General features: G+C 67.6%; 22 protein-coding genes. 8 read left to right on the top strand and 14 right to left on the bottom strand.

The genetic code is table 11. The features are described 5' to 3' along the window. Window positions 1–20: 20 nt before the first annotated feature. The 4 genes from AC1DDO_RS02860 (at window position 21) to AC1DDO_RS02845 (ending at window position 3,681) form a co-directional block, all read left to right on the top strand. Window positions 21–761, top strand: a complete 741-nt coding sequence (locus AC1DDO_RS02860) for a class I SAM-dependent methyltransferase (protein WP_476868127.1) — start codon at window positions 21–23, stop codon at window positions 759–761. Continuing rightward, on the top strand, window positions 754–1,932 hold the full coding sequence (locus AC1DDO_RS02855) for an FAD-dependent oxidoreductase (protein WP_476868080.1): 1,179 nt from the start codon (window positions 754–756) through the stop codon (window positions 1,930–1,932). Before AC1DDO_RS02860 ends, AC1DDO_RS02855 begins: the two co-directional genes overlap by 8 nt. Window positions 1,933–2,022: 90 nt before the next feature. After that, window positions 2,023–3,000 (top strand): hypothetical protein, encoded by a 978-nt coding sequence (locus tag AC1DDO_RS02850; RefSeq protein WP_476868081.1) that lies wholly within the window; start codon window positions 2,023–2,025, stop codon window positions 2,998–3,000. A gap of 9 nt (window positions 3,001–3,009) precedes the next feature. Further along, entirely contained in the window at window positions 3,010–3,681 is a 672-nt protein-coding gene (locus AC1DDO_RS02845) for a peptide deformylase (protein ID WP_476868082.1), read from the top strand. 35 nt (window positions 3,682–3,716) lie between these two features. Here the strand turns inward: AC1DDO_RS02845 and AC1DDO_RS02840 are convergent, their stop codons facing one another. After that, the gene (locus AC1DDO_RS02840; protein WP_476868083.1) at window positions 3,717–5,786 is read right to left on the bottom strand and encodes a S9 family peptidase; all 2,070 of its coding nucleotides are present in this window, start codon (window positions 5,784–5,786) and stop codon (window positions 3,717–3,719) included. 178 nt (window positions 5,787–5,964) lie between these two features. Here AC1DDO_RS02840 and AC1DDO_RS02835 point away from each other — a divergent pair, with 178 nt between their 5' ends. The 4 genes from AC1DDO_RS02835 (at window position 5,965) to AC1DDO_RS02820 (ending at window position 9,280) form a co-directional block, all read left to right on the top strand. Further along, complete coding sequence (locus AC1DDO_RS02835) at window positions 5,965–6,846, top strand: methyltransferase domain-containing protein (RefSeq protein ID WP_476971407.1); 882 nt, start codon at window positions 5,965–5,967, stop codon at window positions 6,844–6,846. 210 nt (window positions 6,847–7,056) lie between these two features. Next, a complete protein-coding gene (locus AC1DDO_RS02830; RefSeq protein WP_441408668.1) occupies window positions 7,057–7,518 on the top strand; it encodes an NfeD family protein in 462 nt (153 codons plus the stop codon). A gap of 91 nt (window positions 7,519–7,609) precedes the next feature. Continuing rightward, window positions 7,610–8,566 carry an SPFH domain-containing protein gene (locus AC1DDO_RS02825; protein ID WP_476868085.1) on the top strand — a complete coding sequence of 319 codons (957 nt, stop codon included), beginning with the start codon at window positions 7,610–7,612 and terminating at the stop codon, window positions 8,564–8,566. A gap of 366 nt (window positions 8,567–8,932) precedes the next feature. Further along, the gene (locus AC1DDO_RS02820; RefSeq protein WP_208748926.1) at window positions 8,933–9,280 is read left to right on the top strand and encodes an RNA polymerase-binding protein RbpA; all 348 of its coding nucleotides are present in this window, start codon (window positions 8,933–8,935) and stop codon (window positions 9,278–9,280) included. Window positions 9,281–9,424: 144 nt separating this feature from the next. Here the strand turns inward: AC1DDO_RS02820 and AC1DDO_RS02815 are convergent, their stop codons facing one another. The 13 genes from AC1DDO_RS02815 to AC1DDO_RS02755 form a co-directional block, all read right to left on the bottom strand. Next, window positions 9,425–10,162, bottom strand: coding sequence for a polyprenol monophosphomannose synthase (locus tag AC1DDO_RS02815; RefSeq protein WP_441408666.1), 738 nt, complete (start codon window positions 10,160–10,162; stop codon window positions 9,425–9,427). A gap of 509 nt (window positions 10,163–10,671) precedes the next feature. Beyond that, window positions 10,672–12,360 carry an amidohydrolase gene (locus AC1DDO_RS02810; protein ID WP_476868086.1) on the bottom strand — a complete coding sequence of 563 codons (1,689 nt, stop codon included), beginning with the start codon at window positions 12,358–12,360 and terminating at the stop codon, window positions 10,672–10,674. Between the two features lie 139 nt (window positions 12,361–12,499). Then, window positions 12,500–15,439, bottom strand: a complete 2,940-nt coding sequence (locus AC1DDO_RS02805) for a DEAD/DEAH box helicase (protein ID WP_476971406.1) — start codon at window positions 15,437–15,439, stop codon at window positions 12,500–12,502. Between the two features lie 24 nt (window positions 15,440–15,463). Beyond that, complete coding sequence (gene tatC, locus AC1DDO_RS02800; RefSeq protein WP_476971559.1) at window positions 15,464–16,258, bottom strand: twin-arginine translocase subunit TatC; 795 nt, start codon at window positions 16,256–16,258, stop codon at window positions 15,464–15,466. A gap of 48 nt (window positions 16,259–16,306) precedes the next feature. Beyond that, window positions 16,307–16,576 carry a Sec-independent protein translocase subunit TatA gene (gene tatA, locus AC1DDO_RS02795; RefSeq protein ID WP_390202465.1) on the bottom strand — a complete coding sequence of 90 codons (270 nt, stop codon included), beginning with the start codon at window positions 16,574–16,576 and terminating at the stop codon, window positions 16,307–16,309. A 35-nt stretch (window positions 16,577–16,611) separates the two neighbouring features. Then, window positions 16,612–16,995 carry a hypothetical protein gene (locus AC1DDO_RS02790; protein ID WP_476971405.1) on the bottom strand — a complete coding sequence of 128 codons (384 nt, stop codon included), beginning with the start codon at window positions 16,993–16,995 and terminating at the stop codon, window positions 16,612–16,614. A gap of 5 nt (window positions 16,996–17,000) precedes the next feature. Beyond that, a complete protein-coding gene (locus tag AC1DDO_RS02785; RefSeq protein WP_476971404.1) occupies window positions 17,001–19,067 on the bottom strand; it encodes a helix-turn-helix transcriptional regulator in 2,067 nt (688 codons plus the stop codon). Between the two features lie 155 nt (window positions 19,068–19,222). Further along, window positions 19,223–19,618, bottom strand: a complete 396-nt coding sequence (locus AC1DDO_RS02780) for an FKBP-type peptidyl-prolyl cis-trans isomerase (protein WP_018772903.1) — start codon at window positions 19,616–19,618, stop codon at window positions 19,223–19,225. Window positions 19,619–19,658: 40 nt separating this feature from the next. Next, entirely contained in the window at window positions 19,659–20,594 is a 936-nt protein-coding gene (locus AC1DDO_RS02775) for an FKBP-type peptidyl-prolyl cis-trans isomerase (RefSeq protein WP_441408660.1), read from the bottom strand. 111 nt (window positions 20,595–20,705) lie between these two features. Continuing rightward, window positions 20,706–22,070 carry a Pup--protein ligase gene (gene pafA / locus AC1DDO_RS02770; protein ID WP_476971403.1) on the bottom strand — a complete coding sequence of 455 codons (1,365 nt, stop codon included), beginning with the start codon at window positions 22,068–22,070 and terminating at the stop codon, window positions 20,706–20,708. A 1-nt stretch (window position 22,071) separates the two neighbouring features. Beyond that, window positions 22,072–22,779: a proteasome subunit alpha gene (gene prcA / locus AC1DDO_RS02765; protein ID WP_441408658.1), complete on the bottom strand. Its 708-nt coding sequence runs from the start codon at window positions 22,777–22,779 to the stop codon at window positions 22,072–22,074. 1 nt (window position 22,780) lies between these two features. After that, window positions 22,781–23,623, bottom strand: a complete 843-nt coding sequence (prcB, locus tag AC1DDO_RS02760; protein ID WP_476971402.1) for a proteasome subunit beta — start codon at window positions 23,621–23,623, stop codon at window positions 22,781–22,783. Between the two features lie 86 nt (window positions 23,624–23,709). Next, entirely contained in the window at window positions 23,710–23,913 is a 204-nt protein-coding gene (locus AC1DDO_RS02755; protein ID WP_026266331.1) for a ubiquitin-like protein Pup, read from the bottom strand. Window positions 23,914–23,928: the final 15 nt, after the last annotated feature.

The following is a 23,928-nucleotide window of genomic DNA, read 5'->3' as shown; positions in this document are numbered from 1 at the left end:
AACCGCTCGGCGTGAAGCAGTTGGGCACGAAGCGTCTCCGCTCGGCCCTCTTGCGGGACCGCGCCTGGGACGCCGTCGAGGAAATGGACCTGCCCGGCTGCGATCCCGGCCTGCTGGAGCGAACCTATGCCCAGTTTGCGCTGGTCAACCGCGCAATCGCCGGCTGGCACGGTATCTATCGCACCCGGGTGCGGCCGCGGCTGTCCGCGGACTCCCCTACCTCGCTGCTGGATATCGGCTGCGGCGGGGGCGACGTTTCGGTGCTGCTTGCCCGCTGGGCCGCCCGGGATGGACTGCGCCTCGAGGTCACCGCCATTGACCCGGATCCGCGGGCCATCCTGTTCGCCCGCGGCCGCCACGCGGCAGAGAATGTCACGTTTCGGCAATCGTCCGCTGCGGAGCTGATCGAGAAGGGCGAGCTGTACGACGTCGTGGTGTCCAACCACGTGCTGCACCACCTTGAGGGGCTGGCAGCGTTCCTGGCCGAGTCGGCCGCGTTGTCCCGGAGCACGGTGGTCCACAACGACATCCGCCGCAGCCCCGCCGCCTACGCGCTCTTCTTTGCCTCCTCCTGGGTGTTCACCGGCTCCTATATCCGGCGGGACGGGCTGACCTCGATCCGGCGGAGCTACACCGCCGCGGAGCTGGCTGCCGCCGCTCCCGACGGATGGACGGTTGCCCGCCACGCCCCCTTCCGGAACCTGCTGTTGCTGGACAGCGCCGACGGGGGCTCGAGGACGGGGCCCGATCCCCGTGGCTGAGGTGCTGATTGTGGGCGCCGGCCCCGTGGGACTGTTCATGGCTGCGCTGCTGCTCCAGGACGGCGTCGATGTCCAGGTCCTGGAACAGCGGAGCGCACCGGAACCCCATTCGCGTGCCATCGGCATCCATCCGCCGGCGCTCACGGCCCTGGCCCGGGCCGGCGTTGCCGGGTCCCTGGTTGCCGAGGGGGTCCAGATCCGCCGCGGAGTGGCCGTGGCCCGCGGGAAGACCCTTGCCGAGATGTCCTTCGACGGCGTCTCGGACCGGTTTCCGTTCGTCCTGTCCCTGCCCCAGTGCAGGACAGAGGCGCTGCTGGAACGTCGGGTCAGCGAGCTCGACGACGGCGCCGTACACCGCGCCGTCCGCCTCACCCGGCTCTCCGACGACGGCGCCCGGTTCACCGCCGAAGCCGAATCCCCGCGCGGCGCGCTGCGCTATTCGGCGCCGCTGCTCATAGCAGCCGACGGCGTGCGCTCCACGGTGCGGGCCAGCCAGGGCATCGGCCTGCGCGTCAAGGAGTATCCGGACAGCTACCTCATGGGTGACTTCGCCGACCGGACCGGGTTCGGTCCGGACGCCGCGCTGTTCCTGGCCAGTGCGGGCATCGTGGAGTCGTTCCCCCTGCCCGGTCAACGGCGCCGGTGGGTGGTGCGCCTGGGGCCAGCCGATCCCCGTGCAGGCGGCCCGACTGCCAACGGTCTCACGGCCAGCGATCAGGGCGGCGACGCGTGCTGGCTGATGCGCTGCGTGCGGGAACGGACTGGCCTGGAGATCGACGCCGGGACCAACAGCATGGTCAGCAGCTTCGGCGTCCACTCACGCCTTGCCCGCCGGATGGTGGCCGGCCGGACGGTGCTGATCGGGGACGCGGCCCACGAGGTCAGTCCCATCGGAGGACAGGGCATGAACCTGGGCTGGCTGGATGCCGCGATGCTGGCGCCGATCGTGAAGGCGGCGGTGCGCGGCAGGGATGTGACGGGTTCCCTCAGGACTTTCGAACACACCCGGCTGAGGGCGGCAGCCCGGGCGGCGCGCCAGGCGGAAATCAACATGGCCCTGGGCAGGCCCCTGGCGGACGGCCTCTTGGCGGTGCGGAACCGGGCCATCGGGGGCATCGCTGCGGTTCCGGCGGTAAATTCACTGATCGCCCGCCGCTTCACGATGCACTAGCCGGCTCCCGTCGTCTGCCTCCCCACCCGGGCTCCGCCTGCCGATAGCCCGCGCCCCGGACTGGGCGGCGCCCAGGAATAGACTGTGCGCATGGACGGCCACCCTGTGACGCGCCAGTGCCGGATTCTGTTGCGGATCATGGCTGCCGTGACCGTGCTTGGGACCGCGGCGTCCTGCTCGGGCAACGGGTTCCCGGGCACAGGTTCCCCAACGCCGACGACGACGGTCACACCCACCGCCGCCGGGCCTGTCACCGCGGAAATCAGCCAGTTCCGCGACAACTATAGCAAGCAAATCATCGAAATCCAGCTCACGAACACCACCGGCAGCGCCCTGACGGTCCTGGGCGCGGAGCTGAGCAGCCCGCTATTCTCCGCCGCGATCGCCTGGCCGGCGCACTCCGGCGGGATCGTCCTCCCGCCCGGACAGACGAAGAGCCTGCCGGCACCGCTGCCCGCACCCGAATGCGGCAGCCCGGCCGCGACCACGGGGCCGCCAGGGACGAATGCTGCATCCGGCGGCGCACCGGGCACCGCGTTCGTCTCCCTCCGGCTGGCGCAGCCCCCAGACGGTGGCCCAGCCGGCACCACAACGCCGGCGGCAGACCCGTTCGGCGTCCTGGCCCGGAACAATGCCGAGATGTGCCTGACCGGTGCGGCCTCGGCCGTGGCCGCTATCCGGCTCGCTCCGGACCTTGAGGTCGCCGCGGGCGGGCGGACCGCCGTCGTGCGCCTGCTGGTGCAACCGCATGCCACCGATGCCGCCGATGCAGGCGGCGCTGAACTGGTGATCGACCGGATAGACGAAACCACCCTCCTCGCGGAAGCCACGCAGGCTCCATGGCCCCGCTCCTTGACGCTCCGCGCCGGCGGGCCGCCGCAGGAAGTGCGGCTCGGCATCCGGCCCGCCCGCTGCGACCCGCATGCCGTGGCCGAAGACAAGGTAGGCACCCTCCTGCCGCTGCGGGTCAGGGTGGCCGGCCGGGAGGGGGTCCTGAAAGTAGGCGCCGATGCCCAACTTCGAGGCCGGATCTACGACTTTGTTACAACGGCGTGCGGCCGCCAGTAGTGTGGGGGCATGTCCTATGACGCCAGGCCCACCGACTTCAGCGCCGCCCGGATTAGCGAAACGGTCCAGGAGATCCTCAGCGCGGGTATCCTTCCGCCGATTGTCCAGGCAGGGCATCCAGTGCTTCGGCACGTGGCGGCACCGTACGAGGGCCAGTTGACGGACGCCGAACTCGGTCACCTCATCGACCTCATGCGCAGCGTAATGCACAAGGCCCCCGGGGTTGGCCTGGCGGCACCGCAGCTGGGGATTCCGCTGCAGATCGCGGTCCTGGAGGACCAGTTCGACGTCGATGCCGAGGTAGCCGCAGTCCGTGGCCGGGAGCCGCTGCCGTTCTTCGCCATGGTGAACCCGAGCTATCGGATCCTTGGCCCCAAGTCTGTGGCGTTCTACGAAGGCTGCCTCTCCATTGGGGGCCTGCAGGCTGCGGTGATGCGGCCGGAATCGGTCCAGCTCGACTTCGCGGCGCCGGACGGCACGCCGATGCAGCGGTCCCTCTCCGGCTGGCAGGCACGGATTGTCCAGCATGAGACCGACCACCTGCACGGGGTCCTGTTCCTTGACCGGGCAGAGCTGCGCTCCATCAGCAGCAGTGCCGAATACTCCGCCCGCTGGGCGCAACCGGACATCAGCCGCGCCCGGCAGGAACTGGGGTTCCTGCCGGACCCGGCGGAGGACTAAGGCGGCTGACTGGGGCTGCCGACTAGGGCGGCCGACTAGGGCTGCGGTGCCGGATTCTCGGCGGATGGAAGGTAGCGTGCCCACCATTTCAGGATCTCGTCGAACCGCTGCTTCCGGTGGTGCGGGGTGCCGGAACGGGACAGCTCGTGGTTCTCGCCCGGGAAGACCAGGAACCCGGTCTCCACGCCCCGCTGCTTGAGGGCGGTGAAATACCGCTGCCCCTGCTCCACAGGGCACCGGAGATCCTCCTCGCTGTGGATCACCAGCGAGGGCGTCCGCACGTTGTCCACGCGGGCCATGGGGCTCTGGGCCGCCATTTGCTCCTCGGACCGGCCGGTGTATTCGCCGCCGAAGAACCAACCTATGTCAGAGGAACCGATGAAGCTCACAGGATCGAGGAAACCGCGCTCGACGATCGCCGCCCGGAAGCGGTGGTCGTGGCTGATGGTCCACGCCGTCAGGTAGCCGCCGTAGGATCCGCCCATGATGCCGACATTGGCGGCGTCCAGGTCCTCGAACTTCTCTAAGGCCCCGTCCAGGAAGGCGAGAACGTCCTGCATGTCCACCGTTCCCATCCGCTCCTTGATGGACCGTCCGTGCTCCTGGCCGTAGCCGGCCGAACCCCGCGGATTGCACATCAGTACCGCGTAGCCTGCGCCGGCGTAGACCTGGGCTTCGTCGAACAAGGCCCCGCTGAACTGGGCAAATGGGCCGCCGTGGATGTTCAGCAGCACCGGGTGCGGGCCCGGGCCCGCCGGCTTCACGAGCCAACCATGGACCGGGTACCCGTCAGCTGAGGGCAAGGTCAGTTCCTGCGGCTCGCAGATGCCCGCGACGCTCCGCAGCGGCGCGGAGAAGTCCGTCAGGCGCCGAACCCGCCCGCCGTCGAGCACGGCGAGGTCGCCTGCCGTGGTCGAATCGGTGAAACTGACCACCACGGACCCACCGCCGTCCGCAGCGCCGGTCACCACCCGGCTTCCCTCCAGGAGGACGGTGTGGCCGCCCGTAGCGCCGAACTCGTGCAGTTCCACGGTTCCTCGCGCATTGTTGAGGACCAGCGCGCCGGCGGGGCCGCGCAGCTCGATCCGGTTGCTGCCGGAGAGGTCAAGAGTCTCGACGTCGCTGAGCGCCGTGGCTTGTCCGCCGCCGGCCGGCATGGCGTACAGGGCGGTGTTCTGGCCAACGAAGTCCCGGCCGGATGGGCCCAGGTCCTGCGCGAGGAAGAACAGCCACTTCCCGTCCGCGGACTGGCGCACGGCACTGACGGTCTGAGGCCGGGCGTTGGCCGGCGTGATGGCCTGCGGCTGCCCTCCGCCGGCGGGAATCGCATAGATCAGGCTGACGAGGTCGGTGTCCTGGCCTTCATGGAGCGCCGCCGTGACGTAGATAGTGCCGCCGTCGGAGCTGAAGCTGGCGCCGTTGTGATCGGCTGGACCGGTGGTGAGCTGCTTGGCGCCCGGCAGGACGCGCCCGGCAGCCTCCGTGGGATCAGCCGCGGCGCCGAGTGCCTTCAGCGCGCGTCCGGCCGGGGCCACCTTCGGCTCGGCATCGAGCTGCGGTACTTCGAGGAGGAACAGGTGCAGGGGCTTGTCCGCGGTGTAGCCAAGACCGTTTATCCGGTACTTGAAATCGGTGATCAGCCGGGCGTCCTCGCTGCCCGCGCCCACGCCCTCGACGCTGCCGTACCGGCCCCCATCAGGGGTCCTGGCACTGAAGACAATGGTCCGGGAACCGGGTGACCAGGCGAAGGAGCTGACTCCCAGCGGGGCTGCCGTCAGCGGCTGCGGTTCGCCGCCGGTTGCCTCCACGACGTGCAGCTGCGGCTTGCCGCCGGGGGCCGCGCGCAGGAAGGCCAGCGCCTGCCCGTCCGGCGAAAAGTCAGGTGCCGTGTCCCGGAATCCGCGGGTCAATCGGCGGGGCCGTTGGGCAGAATCGTCGAAGTCCGGAGAGTCCAAGTCCGGGACCACGGGGACGGTCCAGAGCTGTCCCACGTAGGCGTCGGCGTCGAAGTCCGGCCGGATTACGGACACCACGGCGCGAGAGCCGTCAGGGTGCACGGCGGGGGCGGAGACGGAATTGAGCAGCGGAAGTTGTTCAGATTTCACGCTTGCGAGCCTAGCCCGTGGTGCGCGCACTGTGAAATACCTCACTCCCTGCGGTGCGGCGCGGACGCTCCAACCGTCCACCCGCGGTGTGTAGGGCCGGGCCGGGACCGCTCCCACGTGGCCCGGCGCGTATTCCCTGGCCCGCAGGGAGTACCGGATGCCCGCTTAGGATGAAGCTATGCCTCCCGCCCTCGAATTCCCCCTCCTGTGCCCGGTTTGCCGGAACGTTCTCCGGCCCGGCGGGGGCGCGGCCCGCACGCTCGTGTGCGAGGGCGGCCACTGTTTTGATGCCGCCAAGCAGGGCTACTTCAACTTCCTGGTCGGCAAGGGAACCGTGTTTGAAGCAGATTCAGCCGACATGGTGGCCGCTCGATTCGATTTCCTCTCCGCCGGGCACTATCGGCCCCTGGCCGAAGCCGTCGCACGGATGGCCGCGCCCGCCGTCATGGAGGCGACGTCCCGCCCCCCGGTGGTGCTGGACGCCGGAACGGGAACCGGCCACTACCTCAGGGCCCTGCTCGATCTGACGGCAGTGGATCGGCAGGACGGTGACTTGGCCGCGGCAATCGGCTTGGACATTTCGAAGTTCGCACTGCGCCGCGCCGCACGGATGAACGCGGAAGCCGTGAATTTGGTCGCGGATGTCTGGCAGCCGCTGCCCGTCGCGGATAACGCCGTCGACGTCGTCATGGTGGTCTTTGCGCCGCGCAACGCGCCCGAGTTCTCCCGGGTGCTCCGACCCGGCGGCCGGCTGGTGGTGGTCACGCCGCGGCCCGGCCATCTGGCCGAGATTGCCGGGCAGGCCGGGATGCTGGGGATCGAGCCGGGCAAGGACGAGCGTCTCGTGGCGTCCCTGGGCCAGCACTTCGCGCCCGTCGAATCCCGGGATCTGGACCTGCCGTTGTCCCTGAGCCCGCGTGATGTAGCCAACCTTGCGTTCATGGGGCCCGCAGGCCATCACCTGGACCGTGCCGCGCTCGGTGCCCTCGAGGCCGGCCTTCCGGAGCGGACCGCCGTCTCGGCACGCTTCCGGATCAGCGTTTTTGAACCCGTCGCGTGAACACTCCCGGGGTGCCGCGGAGCGGTTCAGGCCGCCCCTAGCCCACCAGGGCGGGGACTCCGGACGGAGAAATTGCCCCGGGAAATAACGACTTGGCCACTTTGGCCATGAATTTCCGCCTGCCGGTCCCAGCCCTCTGCCTTCCGCATAGGATGGAAATACAGTACTGGGGGGCTGTGCCTTCAGCTCCCGGAACTCAAGGGGGAATTGATGTCTGTATGGCTGGTCGAGAATTGGTGGGCGCTGTGGCTCGCCCTGTTTCTCCTGTTTGCCGTGGTCGAGATGCTCACCCTGGACCTGTTTTTCATCATGCTCGGCGGCGGCGCTCTCGCCGGATTAGTAGCGGACTTCGCGGGGGCCGATCTGTGGCTTCAAATTATTGCCTTCTGCGTGGCATCCCTGCTGATGATCGGCTTTGTCCGGCCGGTGGCACTTAAACACCTCCATCGAGGCCCTGCAGATCAACGCACGAACATTGAGCGACTCATCGGCGAATCCGCCGTCGTCATGGAGGCGGTGAGCGAAAGCGGCGGGCTCGTCAAAATTGGCGGGGACGTTTGGAGCGCGCGGTCCGAATCAGGAGTCCTGGCACCCGGCCAACAGGCGGTGGTCAGCGCCATCGACGGTGCCACTGCCATCGTGGCGCCGCAGCCGGAATCGGCCATCCAATAGGGGACGCCAGTTCTGCGGTCACCTGCAGGCAGCAGGCCGCGGATCTGCAAGGCGCGGGACCAAAATCAAACAACTGGGGAATAGGTGAAGTATGAATATCGCAGTCGCGATTGTGCTGCTGGTACTAATTGTGTTCGTAATTATTGTGCTGGTCCGGTCGGTCCGGATCATTCCACAGGCCCGGGCCGGCGTCGTTGAACGGCTGGGCAAATACCAACGCACCCTGAATCCCGGCCTTACCCTGCTGATTCCGTTTGTGGACCGCCTGCTGCCATTGCTGGACTTGCGTGAGCAAGTGGTTTCTTTCCCGCCGCAGCCCGTCATCACCGAGGACAACCTGGTTGTTTCGATCGACACCGTGGTCTATTTCCAGGTCACTGACGCCCGGGCCGCGACCTACGAGATCGCCAACTACATCCAGGCCGTGGAGCAGCTCACCACCACCACCCTGCGCAACGTGGTCGGCGGACTCAACCTCGAGGAAGCGTTGACGTCCCGCGACCAGATCAACGGCCAGCTCCGCGGAGTCCTGGACGAGGCGACCGGACGCTGGGGCATCCGCGTCTCCCGGGTGGAGCTCAAGGCGATCGATCCGCCCCACTCGATCCAGGATTCGATGGAGAAGCAGATGCGGGCCGAGCGTGACCGCCGCGCCGCTATCCTGACCGCGGAAGGAACCAAGCAGTCTGCAATCCTCACCGCCGAAGGCCAGCGCCAGTCCTCCATCCTGAAAGCCGAAGGCGACGCCAAAGCCGCAATCCTGAGGGCAGACGGCGAGGCGCAGGCCATCCAGAAGGTCTTCGACGCGATCCACAAGGGCAACCCGGACCAGAAACTGCTGGCTTACCAGTACCTGCAGACCCTCCCGAAGATCGCCGAAGGCAGCTCGAACAAGCTGTGGATTGTTCCGAGCGAGATCGGCGAGGCACTCAAGGGGATAGGCAGCGTCTTGGGCGGCGTCCCGGCCCAGGCGCAGGAGCCGTCGACGCCGGAGGCTGCTCCGCAGCCAGCGCCCGCCGCGGCTGATGGCCAAGTAAGCCGGTCCTAGCCCCCGCACCTGTCGGCCCCCGCAGCCCCGCCTTTCCGGCGCGGTTGCGGGGGCCAATCAGCTTAAGGCCTGATTGGCCGGGTACAGCCTACGCAGTTCGCGCTGCATGGGTACTCGCTTTACCTCACCCACACCACTCCCGTATACTTGAATATTTGTCCGGTCCGTTCAGTCGTCCGGAACAAATACGCTCCGCACAGCGTTGATTCCAATGACGTTCCAAACAGTTTTGTTCACTGGTGACTGTCATTTGGCCGGGCCACACGGGCCAGGCACGGTACAGCGCTGTGCAACCAGAAGTCCGGCGCCCGACGGTCCCCGGACAACGCAGGGCTTGACCCTGCGAACCGAATAGAGGGAGAAAAGATGAGCGATCGCAGCCTGCGGGGTATGCGCCTTGGCGCACAGAGCATGGAGACCGAATCCGGCGTCGAACCGGCTCCGCGCCAGCGGGTTGAATACCGTTGCGAGGACGGCGAGCAGGTGTTCGTGACGTTCTCCTCGGAAGCCGAAATCCCCCCGGTCTGGGTTTCTAAGACGGGCAAGGAAGCCTTGCTGGTGGACGGCGAACGCCCCGTAAACAGCAACGAAAAGGCAGTGCGCACGCACTGGGACATGCTGCTGGAGCGCCGCACGCTTCCCGAGCTTGAGCAGATCCTCGAAGACCGCCTCACGATCCTGCGCGAACGCCGCGGCGAACGCCGCTCAGCCTAGAGCCCGGCACACACGCTACGGGAAGGGCCGGGCCCGCATCAGTTGATTGATGCGGGCCCGGCCCTTTTCTGTGGCAATTGCCTTGCGTGCTTTGCGCGCCTTAGGTGCCTTGCGGGACGGGAGCCGTCCGCGCTGCCGGTGGTCCTACTTGCCGTCCTGCTTGCCGCGCAGCTTGTTCCAGCGGGCGGTCAGTCCCCATTTGGTGACGTTGATCATGGCTTCGACCACTATGTTGCCGCTCATCTTCGAAGCGCCGAGTTCGCGCTCGACGAAGGTGATGGGGCGCTCCACGATCGTCAGCCCGAGCTTGGCCACGCGCCAGGCCAGGTCCACCTGGAAGCCGTAGCCCACCGAGTCCACCGCATCCAGGTTTAGCTTCTCCAGAGTGGTCCGGCGGAACGCGCGGAAACCACCGGTCACGTCCTTGATTTTCACGCCCAGCATGATCCGGGCATAGGTGCTGCCGACCCGGCTGATGGCCTGCCGGTAGATGGGCCAGTTGACCACACTGCCGCCGGGCACCCAGCGCGACCCCATGGCGAGGTCTGCGCCTTGCTCCACGGCCTCAATCAGCTGGGGCAGCTGTTCGGGCTGGTGCGAGCCGTCGGCGTCCATCTCCACGAGGATGTCGTAGCCGGCGTCCAGGCCCCACTTAAAGCCCGCGATGTACGCGGCTCCGAGCCCGGCCTTTCCAGCGCGGTGCAGGACGTGGACCTGGCCGTCTTCGGCGGCCATGCGGTCTGCCAGCTGCCCCGTGCCGTCGGGGCTGTTGTCGTCGACAACCAGCACGTCGGACGCGGGCACGGCTGTGCGCAGGCGACCGAGGGTCTTGGGCAACGATTCCAGCTCGTTATAGGTGGGGATGATGGTGAGGACACGCACAGCGAGGCCTTTCCTTGAAGGGAGCGGTCGGTGCGCCGAAAGACGATCGTTCGGGAAATTCAGGCGCAACTTCCCATTATAGGGAGTTGTGCGCGCATGACAGGCCCGCATCATCGCCCGGGCAGGTCCACCCGCTTCGGGCCAGTTCCGTCAGGCCTGAAAATTGCGGCGCCGGAACCGTTTTCTGCTGCGAAGTAGACCCGCCCCCTGGGGGTGCCCGTGGTCATGACCAGTATAAGTTCCCGCGGGTGCGGCAACCTGGAATGGACCGGGGACTGCCGGAGCCTACGCCATACGCAAGCCGCCGTTGCCCCTCAATGCTACGGGGGCGGCCCGATCTGTCAACCGAGCCGTGACCTGCCCTTATGTCCGTCGTTCCAGTTCAGGGCAGAGCGGCGCGGGGGAATGTTTCGGCTCCGCAGGCTTGATGACGGGCCTTGATGACGGGCTTTAGTAACAGGGGCCCGACGGCGGCCGCCCGCTTCGGGTGCCCAGTTTAGGAGAACGGCTCAGGCGCCGAGGGTGCCACTGGCGTAGAGCCGCTGGCCGTCTCGTACGGTCAGGAGGCAGACAGGGTCGCTTCCGGTGTCCAGCGCAGGCAGGAGCGGCGTCCGGGCGCGCGGGTCGGTGCTCCAGGACTGCACCCTTCCGTCGGAGACCTGGACCATGAGTTCCTCGACTTCCCAGACCGCGAAGCTGGCCGGAGCCCCCGGCACCAGTTGTCCGGCCATCGGGTTGGGGTAGCGGGCAGCCCGCCAGCCGGCGCGGGTGTGGCCAAGGAACGCTGCCCGGGCGGAGATCTGCTCCGCAGGGTTGGTGTGCTGCAGGCAGGCCCTCACACTGGACCACGGCCGCAGCGGCGTCACCGGGCTGTCGCTGCCGAAGCAGATCGGCACACCGGCTGAGTAGAAGCTTGCAAAGGGGTTCATTCCCAGCTGCCGGGAACCCAGGCGCTGCTGGTACAGGCTGTTCTCACCGCCCCACAGTGCGTCGAAGACCGGCTGGGCGCTGACGGTAATCGAATAGCGTGCGAGCCGGCTGATGGCCGCAGGGTCGGCGAGTTCGACGTGCTCGAAACGGTGCCCTGCGGCGCGGACGCGCTGCTCACCTACCTCGGCGGCAGCCAGGTCGAGGGCGTCCAGGGCCGCGTCCAGGCCGGCGTCGCCGATCACGTGGAAGCCTGCCTGGATCCCCAGGAGCGAGCACGCCGCAAGGTGGGCCGCTGCGTCGGCGACGGAGAGGTACTGGCTGCCACGCTCTCCGGGGGCGTCGGCGTAGTCCGCGCGGAGGGACGCGGTTCGTGAGCCGATGGAGCCGTCGATGTTGAGGTCGCCGGCCAGGCCCAGGACCGCGATACCCAGTCCGTCCAGGATGGAGCGGGCATGTTCCTCGGATGTGGCGAGCTCGCCCCAGTACGGCAGGATCTCCGGCACCGCCATGCCGGCCGCGTTGTCTGCATGGTTCTCCCCGCCGGGGGTGGTGTTCCAGGCCGAGGCGACCTGCAAGTCCTCGATGCTCCCGATGTGCGGGGCGGCCATTTCGGCGAGGGCAACGTACCCGTTGGCGGCCGCCTCTGTGAGGGCCTGCTGCTGGTAGGCGCGCAGGGCGGCCGTCGGGAGTTGGCGGGCCGCCAGGCGGGCGGCGGTGTGCGCCCCGCGCTTGACCTGGCCGCCGCCGCCGTCGCCGTCGAGGCCGTCCAGCCTCGCAGCCGCCGCCAGAGAGCTGGACACGAGGGCCGAGTGGACATCCACGCGCGACAGATAGACCTGGCGGCCGCCGGCCGCGCGTTCGATTTCCTCCCGGGAGGGCAGGGTGGGATCGGCCCACGTGGTTTCGTCCCAGCCGTGGCCCAGGACGGTACCGGATACGGAGGCGGAGGCGGAGGCGCTGGAAGCCGCAACAGCATCGAGCAGTTCGGCGGCCGAGCGCACGCCCGCCAGCTGGAGCCCGTCCAGCGCGATTCCTGTTTCCGTCAGGTGGGCGTGGGAATCGACGAAACCCGGTGCCAGGAGCGCGCCCTGCAGATCGATGATCTCCATGCTGGAGTCCGCGATGGAGGACGCAGCCTGCTCGGACCCGACCCAGGCCACGGTGTCGCCGTCGACCAGCATGGCGGTGGCAAAGGGATCGGCCGCTGTGTAGACGGAGCCATTGCGGTACAGCGTGACGTTGCGGGCGGCGGCCGGCGAATCGGTCATGGGGCGGGCACTCCTTGTAGCTGGTGGCCGGCCCAACGCCGGCGCGATCGAAAATTCGGCAAACTCAATAAGGCGCAAAAAACACGGAAAGCTCGCAAAACGCAGTCGAGGCCCCGGGCGCGGCCCCACTGCTGCGGCCCTAGGCCACGGAGGAATAGGCGACGACGCCGCGTTTGATCAGTTTGATGGCCTCCGAGCAGAGCCGGACAATCCGGGGGTCTAGGTTCGGGATGTCGGCGAGCTGGTCCAGCAGGTCAATGACCTGTTTGACCCAGCGGACAAAGTCTCCCGCCGCCAGGTCGGTGCCGCTGAGCACGTCCTGGAGGTGCCGGCCCTTGGCCCATTTGAAGATCGGCCAGACGAGGCCAAGCTCGGGCTCGCCGGTGAGCGGCAGCTTGTTGGCCTCCTCGACGTCCTCCAGGGCAGACCATTCGTGCACCACGGTATCCACCGCGGATTCCAGCGACACGCTGGGCATCTTGGGCCGAAGCCCACGGTCCTCCCGTTTGGCCTGGTAGACCAGCACGCTGGCCAGCGCGGCGATTTCGGCGGCGTCGAGGTCGTTGAACGCACCCATTCGCAGGGACTGCGAAATCAGCAGGTCCTTTTCGCCGTAGATCCGGCGCAGCCGTTGCCCGTCTGCACTGATGGAGAGCGCACCGGTGTCCGAGGTCTCCAGGTAGCCGTAGCCGGTCAGGACGCCGCACACGCGGTCGAACGTCTTGGCGATGGTGTTGGTCCGGCCCTGGATCTGACGGATCAGCCCGTCCGTTTCCTGGCGCAGTTTCCACCAGCGCTCGGACCACCGGGCATGGTCCTCGCGTTCGCTGCAGCCGTGGCACGGGTGGGCGCGGAGCTCCCGGCGCAGCTCGGCGATCCGCTTCTCCTGGTTGGGCGCGGCGGAGGCCCGGCCGAAGTCGTCGTCGCGGCGCGGGGGCGCGGGCGGCCGGTGCTCGCGGATGGCGTTGCGCACCGAGGACGCCAGGTCACGCCGGGATTTGGGCACTTTGGCGTTGAACGACTTGGGAATCCTGATCCGCGTGATCGGCGACAACGGGCCCTCCACGTCGTGCAGGCCGATCCGGCGCAGCTGGTTGTCCAGGGTCATCACGGCGGGGCGCGGTTCCCGGGACTCGTGGTCGGAACTGAGCACCACGGCGAGGCCCGGTGACTTGCCTGCGGGGACGTCCACCACGTCCCCTGGAAGCAGCCGGCTCAGGGAGTCCTCGGTGAGGGACTTCCTGGCCCGCGAGGTGCTCCGGGAGGCGGTCGTCTCGGCGTCGCCAAGCGCCCGCCGCAGCCGCGCGTATTCGGTGAAGTCGCCCAGATGGCAGGTCATCGCCTTGCTGAATCCGGCGATCGATTCCTCCCGGCTCCGGACCTGACGGGCCAGCCCAACCACGGAACGGTCCGCCTGGAACTGGGCGAAGGAGGATTCGAGGATCTCCCGCGCACGGGGCCGGCCGAATTGCGCCAGGAGGTTGATCGACATGTTGTATGTGGGCCGGAAGCTGGAGTTCAGCGGGTAGGTCCGGCGGGAGGCGAGGCCCGCGACGGCGGCCGGATCCGTGCCCGGCTGCCACAGGACGACGGCGTGGCCCTCGACGTCGATTCCGCGGCGTCCGGCGCGGCCCGTCAGCTGGGTGTACTCCCCCGCCGTGATGTTGACGTGCGCCTCGCCGTTGAACTTGTCCAGCTTTTCCAGCACGACGCAGCGGGCCGGCATGTTCACGCCCAAGGCGAGGGTCTCGGTGGCGAAGACGGCCTTGACCAGTCCGTCGACAAACAGCTTTTCCACGACTTCCTTGAACGTGGGCAGCATGCCGGCGTGATGCGCCGCGAGTCCGCGCATCAGGCCGTCCCGCCAGCTCCAGAAGCCGAGGACGTCGAGGTCGTCAGAGGGGATGTCCTGGGCGGCTTCGTCGACGCGCTGGGCGATGAGAAGTTGTTCCGCCTCGGTGGTCAGCCACAGTCCGGCCGCGACGCACTGGGCAACGGCGGCATCGCAGCCGGCCCGGGAGAAGATGAAGGTGATGGCCGGCAGGAGGTCCTGCCGGTCCAGGCTGGCGATGACCTGCGGCCGGCTGGCCTTCCGCACCGGGCTGCGCTGGGCGCTTTGCGGTTCGTCCCGCTGGCTGCGCTGGTTCCGGCGCTGGCTGCGGCCGCCGTGGCCGAAGCGGCCACGGAAATTCATCTGGCTCTCGGCCCGTGCCATGGACAGTAGTTCCGGGTTGACCTCGAACCCGGCCCGGCCGGGCAACTCCGCAGTGACGGCGGGCTGCGTTGAGGCGATCAGCGCCGCCGTGGTCGCCGACTCCTGGGCGGCGCCGGCCTCGCTTCCTTCGACCTCGCCGGCGGGGGCGATTTCGTCAAAGCTGGTGTCGCCGGCAAACAGGTCCACGATCTTCCGGCCCACCATGACGTGCTGCCACAGGGGCACCGGGCGGTGTTCGGAGACAATCACGTCGGTCTGCCCGCGGACGGTGTCCAGCCACGCACCGAACTCCTCGGCGTTGGACACCGTGGCGCTAAGCGAGGCCACCTGGACCTCGCTGGGAAGGTGGATGATGACTTCCTCCCACACCGCGCCGCGGAATCTGTCGGCGAGGTAGTGGACCTCGTCCATGACCACGAAGCCGAGGTCATCAAGGGTGTCCGAATCCGCGTAGAGCATGTTGCGGAGCACCTCGGTGGTCATGACCACGACGGGGGCGTCGCCGTTGATGCTGGTATCGCCGGTGAGCAGGCCCACCTGGGCGGCGCCGTACTTGGCGGCCAGCTCGGAGTATTTCTGGTTGCTCAGCGCCTTGATGGGTGTGGTGTAGAACGCCTTGAGCCCGCGCTGGAGTGCCAGATAGATGGCGAACTCCCCCACAATAGTTTTCCCTGCCCCGGTAGGGGCGGCCACCAGGACGCCGCGCCCGGCTTGCAGGGACAGGCAGGCTTCACGCTGGAAGTCATCGAGCTCGAATTCGAGCGTCCGGATGAATCCGCCCAGATAGGTCTTGGCTTCGGCGGCCCGCTCGACGCTGGCGCGGTAACGTTCGGACGGTGATTCCGGCCCGGGGTGTGACGACATGCTTCCAGCCTAATGCGCGAAAGGCTAGAGATTCTCCAGCTCGGAGCTGGGGGTGGCGTGGTCGGCTGTGGCTTCGGTCTCGGCGTCGCGCTTGACGGCACGCCGTTCGCGCCGGCGGTCGTTGAGCAGGCAGAGCCCGATCGCGGCGAAGAACAGCGCCAGCATGGGACCGGCCAGGTAGAACATGCTCATGGCGTCGGCGCCGGGTGCGGCCATCGCGGCGAACAGGCACACCAGGAACACCGTGATCCGCCAGCTCTTGAGAAGCTGCTGGCCCTTGATCAGGCCGGCCAGGTTCAGCCCGAACAGGACCACCGGGAGCAGGAAAGCGATGCCGAAGGCCAGCAGCAGCCGCAGGACGAAGGACAGGTACACCTGGGCGCTGATGAAGTTGGAGCCGCCCGACGGCGTGAAATCGGTCAGGACGCGCACCGCGTTGGGCAGCACGAGCCAGGCCAGCAGGACACCGCCGAGGAACAGCGGCACGGCAGCTGCTACGAAGGACAAGGCAAGGCGCCGTTCCTTCTTGTGCAGCCCGGGCACAATGAAGGCCCACAGCTGGTAGAGCCACACCGGGCTGGCGATGATCAGGCCAAGGAACACGGACACCTGGATCATCAGGTCGAAGGAGCTCGCGACGCCGTCAAAGTTCAGGGTGGCCTGGCGGCCCTCGTGCGTGTTCAGATCGCGGATGGGCTTGATCAGCGCCGACAGCATCGGCTGGTAGACAAAGAAACCCACCACTGTTCCGAGGACGACGGCGATTGCCGCCTTGAAGAGCCGGTTGCGCAGCTCTTTGAGGTGGTCGAGGAGCGCCATCCTCCCCTCGGGGTTCGATCGACGGCTCATGGTTACTGCCATGCGGTCTTAGGCGCGGGTCGACGGCGGAACGTCGGTTCCGTCGCCCGTGCGGCTTTCCGGAGCGCCGGCCTGCGGGTGGTTGATGACCCGGCCCTCGACCGGCTCGGAGCCATCCTTGGCGTCGGAGGAGCCGTCCTTCTTCATTTCACGGACTTCCGACTTGAAAATGCGCATCGACTGGCCCAAGCTGCGGGCCATGCCCGGCAGCTTCGGCGCAGCGAACAGCACCAATGCCAGAACGATGATGATGATGAGATGCCAGCCTTCAAGCCTCATTTGGGGAGGTCCTTTCGTTTGAATACATCCTATGTCTAACGCGTTTCGATGTCGCGCAGTGCCTGGGGTTGCCCGCGATCCTTCTTGCGCTGGATGCGGCGCAACCGGCGGGCGTTCTGCCGGGAGAACTTGGATGCGTGGTAATCATGACGCATCCGGGCAGGCGAGGCAAAAACGGCGCTCCCGGGTTCGGGCCGGAGGGCTCCGTCCGCGCCGCCCGGCGCGTCGGCGTCGGCCGCAGTGTGCCCCGATCCGGGGTCCGCAAATGAGGGCACCTGGGAAAAGCGGTCCGCGGCTTCACTCAGTTCTGCGAGCGTCGTCGTTGCTTGCCGGAACAGCCGCAAGCCGAGCACGCCGAAGAACAACAGCGAAAGCGCGATGAGCGCTATCCAAATCACGATCCAGGACCACCAAGGCATGCGGATCAGTCTATCGGGCGATCCGACGAGTCTTCGTATTGCGTCAGGGCCGCGGCGAGCCACTCCCGGGACGCGTCTGCTACGGCGCCCGGCTGCAGGATCCGCACCATCCCGCCGTGCTGGGCCACGAACATCGGCAGCCACTCGGTGCTGCCGAACCGGATTTCGGCGAGGAGGCCTCCGCCGGGCAGGGCCGCGGTCCGCTCGGCGTAATAGTCGTCGGCTAGTCCGGTGCCACGGGGCGCAAGCTCCACGACCACCACCGTGTCGTCGTCGTTCGGGGTGAAAAGTTTCACCGGGAAGCTGTCCGCCGGCTTTGCACTGTCTGCCACGGGCCGGCCGTTGGGCGCCATGGCTTCGATCCGGTCCAGCCGGAAGTTGCGCAGGCCGTTGGCGGAGTGGCAGTACGCCTCGAGATACCACGTGTTGTCCAGCGAATACAGCCGCAAGGGGTCCACATCGCGTTCGGACACGGCGTCGCGCTGCGGCGAGAAATACCTCAGGTGCAGCTGCGCGCCGGACTCGATGGCCGCGCGGGCGGTTTCGAGCGTTTCGGTGTTGCCCGGGGCCACCTCGGGCCCGGAGAGCGCGGCAGCCTTGAGCCCCTCCTCCCCCGCCGCGGCCATGAGCTTGAGCGTCACGGATTCCAGCGCGCCGCCTTCGGCGATCTCTGGCAAGCCGTTGAGGGTCTCCAGACCGGTCAGGAGGGCGCAGGCCTCGTCCACCGTGAACCGGACGGGGCGGGTCAGGTCCAGGTCCTGGGTGATGAACACGTGGTCATCGTCCCACTGAATGTCCAGCAGATCATCGGGGTAGCCTTCCGGCAGGCCCGAGCAGATCAGGATCCGCAGGTCGTCCTCGAGCGCCTTGCGGGTGATCCCAAACCGGGCGGCTACCTCGCTGATGTGCAGTCCCTGGTTGTGGACCAGGAAGGGCACCAGCTGCAGCATCCGCTTGAGCTGATCCTCGGACGTCCGTTTTCGGGGCCGGCCGGCGCGCCCGGCCTCCGGGAACGCCACCTCGGGCGCCGGCCGGGCAACGAATGCGGCGGCGGCGCTGAGACGGCGGTGGACGGCTGCGGCAACGTCGGGTGGCGAAATCACGGTGACCCGGGGACCGTAGGAGGCCAGTTCCTCGCCGAGGGTCTCGGCGTCGCGGAAGGTCACCGCGAGTCGGTCCGTGCCGGCCGCGTGCCGCCGTTCTCCGGATCGGAGTCCTCCGGACCGGTGTCCCCCGGATCCGGGCTCCCCGGGTTCCTGTGCCGGGTCTGTGACCGGCAGGGCGCGTTTGCGGAGTCCCAGGAGCCGTCCTTCCTCGACGTCGACGACGGCGGTCTGCACGGGCAATTCGGCCAGAGCGGCCAGTTCGGCGCGGACGTTGAAGCCGGCGGGAGGCGGCGTGAAGCTCTCCTTGTCCAGAACTGTCACGGCGGACGTCAGCCGGGACAGCCGGAAGAACCGTTTGTCCGACCGGTCCCGGTCGTGGCCCACGAGGTACCACTGGCCGAAGCGGCTGCCCAGGCCCCAGGGCTCCACCAGTCGTTCCTGCTCCTCGCCCGTGCTGCCGGCGAGGTAGCTGAACCTGACCGGGTGCTGGGCGTGCATCGCGGCGACCAGGTCTTCGAAGGCCTGGCCTGCGGGGCGGATGCGCGGCTGGACTCCGGTGGGAAGTTCGGCGTCGGGCAGGCCGCCTGCGGCCTGCAGTTTGCGGACCGCGTCCACGGCGGCGGAGCCGAGGGCGGCGTGCTCCCAGAGCTGCGCTGCGAGGATGAGGACGGTGCATTCCTCGGGCGTGAGACTGACGTCGGGCAGCCGGTTCGATTCCTTGCCGATCCGGTAGCGGGTGGTCGCCGGGTCGTCGGAGCCCCAGCCCGTGTCCGTGACGGTTTCGACGTCGAACCCGAACTGGCGCAACTCGCCTTTGTCCCGTTCGAACATGCGGCCGAAGGCCACGTCCGTGCTCGTCGTGTCGTGGTAGACCTTTTCGCGCAGCTCGCTGCGGCGCAGGCCGTACTTGGTATTGAGCAGGGCGATGAGCAGGTTCAGGAGGCGTTCTGTACGTGAGGCGGACACCTCGTAAGGGTACTAAAGCCCGTCCCGGAAAATGACGAAAGCGCGGTAACAGCCGGAAGAACTTTCCCGATTGTTACCGCGCTTTGCGCCGTGTGCGGCTGATTCAGCGGGCTGAATCAGACGACCGGTTCAGCCCGCGTAGCTGGCGTCCGTGCTTAGCGGACGGCGACGAGGTCCACGACGAAGATCAGGGCCTCGTTGGGGCCGATTGCCCCGCCGGCGCCACGTGAGCCGTAGGCGAGCTCGGACGGGATCTCCAGGCGGCGGCGGCCGCCGACCTTCATGCCCAGCAGGCCCTGGTCCCAGCCCTGGATGACCTGGCCGACGCCGACCCGGAAGTCCAGCGGCGCGCCGCGGCCCCAGGAGGCGTCGAATTCTTCGCCGGTGGACCAGGCAACGCCCACGTAGTGGGTGGAAACAGTGTCGCCGGGCTTGGCCTCGGCGCCGTCCCCTTCGATCAGGTCGGTGATGACCAGTTCGGTGGGGACGTCTCCTTCGGGGAAGTCAATTTCGGGCTTTTCGCGGTCGAGGTTGCGCTGTCCAAATGACATGGGTGCTCCTTTGGGGGTGACGTGTTGTGGATGCGGTGGATTACTTGACGCCGAGGATGTCGACGACGAAGACGAGGTCGCCCTTGGCGTCGCCTTGGCCCTGATCACCGTAGGCGAGGTCCTTCGGGACCACCAAAAGGACGCGGGAGCCGACCGTCTTGCCGGTCAGGCCCTGGGTCCAGCCCTTGATGACGCCGGTCAGCGGGAAGGTGGCTTTCTTGCCACTGTCGAAGCTGGAATCGAAGACCTTGCCGGTGGCGAGGGCGACGCCGACGTAGTTCACGGTGATGGTGTCGGTCTCCTTGAGGGCCTGGCCCTTGCCCTTGATGAGGTCCTGCGAGACCAGCGCGGTGGGAGCCTTGACGCCGGCCACGGAGATTTCCGGAATGCCCTTGTCGTTTTCCTTGACGGTCGGCAGCCCGGCCGGCGGGGTGACGGCGTCGCCCTCAGGCTTGTCCAGGACCGGCGGAGCGTCCTTGGCGGAGAGCACCTTGACGATCAGGAGCTGCGTCGGCTTGGCCTCGGTACCCTCGGCTGCGGCCTGGCCGGGGACGGCCAGGGCAAGGTGGGAGCCAATCTTGGCGCCTACGAACGCGTTGTAGATCACGGGGCTGCTGCTCTTGAGCTCGTCGTTCAGCTCCAGCGGCTCGGGATCGTTCGGGAACGTGTCTTCGAGGGTGCTGCCGTCCTTGCCGTTGAAGGCGACGATCGAGATGTTGGCGATCTGGTTGGCCTTGACCCGGTCGCCGCTGCCTTCGGTGACCACCTTGACGGTGGGTTCCTTGACATCGAGCGGTTTGGTGAATTCGACACCGGGGGCCTTCTTGTCACCGTTCTCCGTCAATTTGACCGAGTCCAGCTTCGCGGTCTCACCCGCGGACTGGCTGGTGGGTTCCGGAGCCGGGGGCGCTTCGCCGCCGCCGCAGGCGGTCAGCAGCAGCAGTCCGGGAAGAAGAATTGCTAGTAGTCGGCGCACTTGGAAACTTTCGTCGAGGCAGGGTGGACTCAGTGCCGTTCGGTTTCCCGCGGCAAAGAAAGCGGCGGCCGCCAGGCGGCCCTACCTCAGAATAACGTGCGAAGCTGAGTATCAGCCCATCGAGTCCAGCAGCGCATCCACCCGGTCATCGACGCTCCGGAACGGATCCTTGCACAGGATGGTCTGGTGGGCGCGGTCGTTCAGCTTCAAATGAACCCAGTCCACCGTGTAGTCGCGGCCGAGCTCCTGGGCACGCCGGACGAAGTCGCCGCGGAGTTTGGCCCGGGTGGTCTGCGGCGGGGCATCCACCGCATCCTTGACTGCCGTGTCATCCACAATCCTGCGGACGGCCCCGCGGGCCTGGAGCAGGTAGAACAGTCCGCGGCCGCGGGAAATGTCATGGTAGGTCAGGTCCAGCTGCGCGATCCGGGGCGCGTCCAGCCCCAGCCCGTGCCGTTCCCGGTAGTTGTCCATGAGCTTCTTCTTGATCGCCCAGTCCACTTCTGTGTCGATGGTGCTCGTGTCGCCGCTTTCGATGGCGTCCAGCGTGCGCTCCCAAAGGTCCAGGATCAGCGGCACGTGTGCGTTGTGCGCGCCGTGCTCGGCCACGAACGCCGTGACCTTGCCCAGGTACTCGCGCTGGATTTCCAGGGCGGTGAGCTGCCGGCCGTTGGCGAGCCGGACCAGTGCCCGGCCGCTGAGGTCGTGGGAGATTTCCCGGATGCTCCGGATCGGGTTCTCCATGCGCATGTCGCGCATGATCACTCCGGCCTCGATCATCCGCAGGATCAGGTCCACCGTGCCGACCTTGAGCAGGGCCGTTGATTCGGACATGTTGGAGTCGCCCACGATCACGTGCAGGCGGCGGTAGAACTCGGCGTCGGCGTGCGGCTCGTCCCGGGTGTTGATGATGGGCCGGGAACGGGTGGTGGCGGAGGAGACGCCCTCCCAGATGTGGTCGGCCCGCTGGGAGAAGGCGAAGGTGGCCCCGTGCGGGGTCTTCAGGATCTTGCCGGCCCCGGCGATCAACTGCCGGGTCACGAGGAACGGGATCAGGATCTCCGCGAGCCGGGAAAATTCGCCGCGGCGCGGGATGAGGTAGTTTTCGTGGCTGCCGTAGGAGTTCCCGGCCGAGTCCGTGTTGTTCTTGAACAGGTAGACGGTGCCGTTGAACCCCTCGGCCGCCAGGCGCTCCTGGGCTTCGTCCACGAGGTCGCAGAGGATCAGTTCGCCGGCCCGGTCATGCGCGATCAGCTGGGCGAGGTCGTCGCACTCGGCAGTGGCGTACTCCGGGTGGGAGCCGACGTCCAGGTAGAGGCGCGAACCGTTGGTCAGGAACACGTTGGAGGACCGTCCCCAGCTGACCACCTTGCGGAAGAGGTAGCGAGCTACTTCCTCGGGCGCGAGCGGCCGGGACTCCGGACTTGAATAGGAAATTCCGAATTCGGTTTCGATGCCGAATATGCGCTTGTCCATCTCACTTCTCCTCAGCCAGCAATGCCACGATGTCCGGGTCCTCGAGCCGGCGGAATGCCCGCCGGGTGCCGCGTCCGCTCTCCGAGGCCCGGTCCAGTACCGCGACTTCCAGCGCGGACGCCGGCAGCGTGGTTGTTTCCTTGTCCGCCACGAGTCCGGCGAGGGCCAGCCGGATGGCGCCCGCGAAGTCCAGTTCGCCTTGCCAGCCCGCCGCGACTGCTTCGGAAACCTTGTCCGCCTGGCCGCCCATCACAATGAAGCCCTGTTCATCGGCGATGGAGCCGTCAAAGGTCAGCCGGTACAGGTGATCCGCCTCCTGGGTCTGGGCGACCTCGGCCACGGCCAGTTCCACCTCGAAGGGTTTCTGTTCGGCCGTAAACACCGCGCCGAGGCTCTGCGCGTATACGCTCGCGAGGCCGCGGGCCGTGACGTCCTCCCGGTCGTAGGAGTAGCCGCGGACATCGGCATAGCGCACCCCGGCCTGGCGCAGGCTTTCGAACTCGTTGTACTTGCCGACGGCGGCGAACGCGATCTTGTCGTAGATCTCGCCGATCTTGTGCAGCGAGGGAGACGGGTTCTCGGCCACGAGGGCAATCCCGTCCCTGCAGCTGATGACGACCACCGAGCGTCCGCGGGCGATGCCCTTCCGTGCGAAATCCGCACGGTCCTTCATCAGCTGTTCGGGCGATACATAGAACTGCTGGGTCATCTCAGGCCTCCCGCTGGGCGACGGCCCGGGATTCGATGATGCGGCCGGCGACGGCGGCGAGATCCCGCTCCGGGACGCGGAAGGCGCCCGTTCGGTTCACGATGTACACCACCGGCCATAGTTGCCGGACCGGATCGGGCCCGCCCGTGGCGGAGTCGTCGTCGGCGGCGTCGTACAGGGCCTCGACGGCGACCGCCACGGCGTCCTGTTCCGAAAGGCCGGGGCGCCAGAGTTTCTTCAGCGCGCCGCGGGCGAACATCGAGCCGGAGCCCACGGCGTGGTGCTCCTGCTCCTCGTAGCGGCCGCCTGTCACGTCGTAGGAGAAGAGCCTGCCAAAGCCCGCGGGCCGGTCGAATCCGGCGAACAACGGGACGACGGCGAGGCCCTGCATGGCCATGGGCAGGTTGCCGCGCACCATGGCGCCGAGCCGGTTTGCCTTGCCGTCCAGGCTGAGCAGCGTGCCCTCGATTTTCTCGTAGTGCTCGAGTTCCACCTGGAACAGCCGGGTGATGTCGAGGGCGATTCCGGCTGTTCCGGCGATGCCCAGCACGGAGTACTGGTCCGCGGGAAAGACCTTTTCGATGTGCCGGCTCGCGATCACGTTGCCCATCGTCGCGCGGCGGTCGCCGGCCATCAGCACTCCCCCGGCATAAGTCATCGCCACGATCGTCGTGCCGTGCGGGACCTGCAGCGCAGCCGCCGGCTGGGCGGCATGCCCGGTGGCCGGCAGCTGGCTGAACGGCATTTGGCCAAAGGGCATTAAGTCAGGCCGTTCGCGCTGCAGATGCTCGGTGAATGAGGACGTCGCGTTGGCTGCTACTCGGTTGGCTGTTGTTTCCTGCACTAACGCTCTCCCTCAACGTGGTGGATCAACGACTCTTCCGGCCCTTAGCCCCTCCCGCCGCCCTCATCCGGCGGCCGGCGGCGCTCCTACTGGCCGCCCTTTTGGACGAAGGCGCGGACGAACTCCTCGGCATTGGACTCCAGCACGCCGTCGATCTCATCGAGGAGATCGTCCACGCCCTGGGTGGCTGCCGACGCCTGGGCGTCCGCGGGGGCCGGCGGCGCGGCGGGGACGTCCTCGTCAACCTCGGTGTCCCGCGACTGCGGCTGCTGCTGCTCCTGGCCTGCCATTGTTTTCTCCTTCAT

The organism is Arthrobacter sp. 10N43 (genome assembly GCF_056394525.1).
Note: the sequence above shows the minus strand (reverse complement) of the source record. Positions and strands in the feature narration are given on the sequence as shown.

Coding starts and splice junctions, on each gene's coding strand:
- AC1DDO_RS02850 (WP_476868081.1), top strand. CDS start 2,023: ATGGACGGCCACCCTGTGACGCGCCAGTGCCGGATTCTGTTGCGGATC.
- tatC (WP_476971559.1), bottom strand. CDS start 16,258: ATGGCGCTCCTCGACCACCTCAAAGAGCTGCGCAACCGGCTCTTCAAG.
- tatA (WP_390202465.1), bottom strand. CDS start 16,576: ATGAGGCTTGAAGGCTGGCATCTCATCATCATCATCGTTCTGGCATTG.
- AC1DDO_RS02830 (WP_441408668.1), top strand. CDS start 7,057: ATGTCTGTATGGCTGGTCGAGAATTGGTGGGCGCTGTGGCTCGCCCTG.
- AC1DDO_RS02835 (WP_476971407.1), top strand. CDS start 5,965: ATGCCTCCCGCCCTCGAATTCCCCCTCCTGTGCCCGGTTTGCCGGAAC.
- AC1DDO_RS02825 (WP_476868085.1), top strand. CDS start 7,610: ATGAATATCGCAGTCGCGATTGTGCTGCTGGTACTAATTGTGTTCGTA.
- AC1DDO_RS02755 (WP_026266331.1), bottom strand. CDS start 23,913: ATGGCAGGCCAGGAGCAGCAGCAGCCGCAGTCGCGGGACACCGAGGTT.
- AC1DDO_RS02805 (WP_476971406.1), bottom strand. CDS start 15,439: ATGTCGTCACACCCCGGGCCGGAATCACCGTCCGAACGTTACCGCGCC.
- AC1DDO_RS02845 (WP_476868082.1), top strand. CDS start 3,010: ATGTCCTATGACGCCAGGCCCACCGACTTCAGCGCCGCCCGGATTAGC.
- pafA (WP_476971403.1), bottom strand. CDS start 22,070: ATGGACAAGCGCATATTCGGCATCGAAACCGAATTCGGAATTTCCTAT.
- AC1DDO_RS02780 (WP_018772903.1), bottom strand. CDS start 19,618: ATGTCATTTGGACAGCGCAACCTCGACCGCGAAAAGCCCGAAATTGAC.
- AC1DDO_RS02820 (WP_208748926.1), top strand. CDS start 8,933: ATGAGCGATCGCAGCCTGCGGGGTATGCGCCTTGGCGCACAGAGCATG.
- prcA (WP_441408658.1), bottom strand. CDS start 22,779: ATGACCCAGCAGTTCTATGTATCGCCCGAACAGCTGATGAAGGACCGT.
- AC1DDO_RS02810 (WP_476868086.1), bottom strand. CDS start 12,360: ATGACCGATTCGCCGGCCGCCGCCCGCAACGTCACGCTGTACCGCAAT.
- AC1DDO_RS02790 (WP_476971405.1), bottom strand. CDS start 16,995: ATGCCTTGGTGGTCCTGGATCGTGATTTGGATAGCGCTCATCGCGCTT.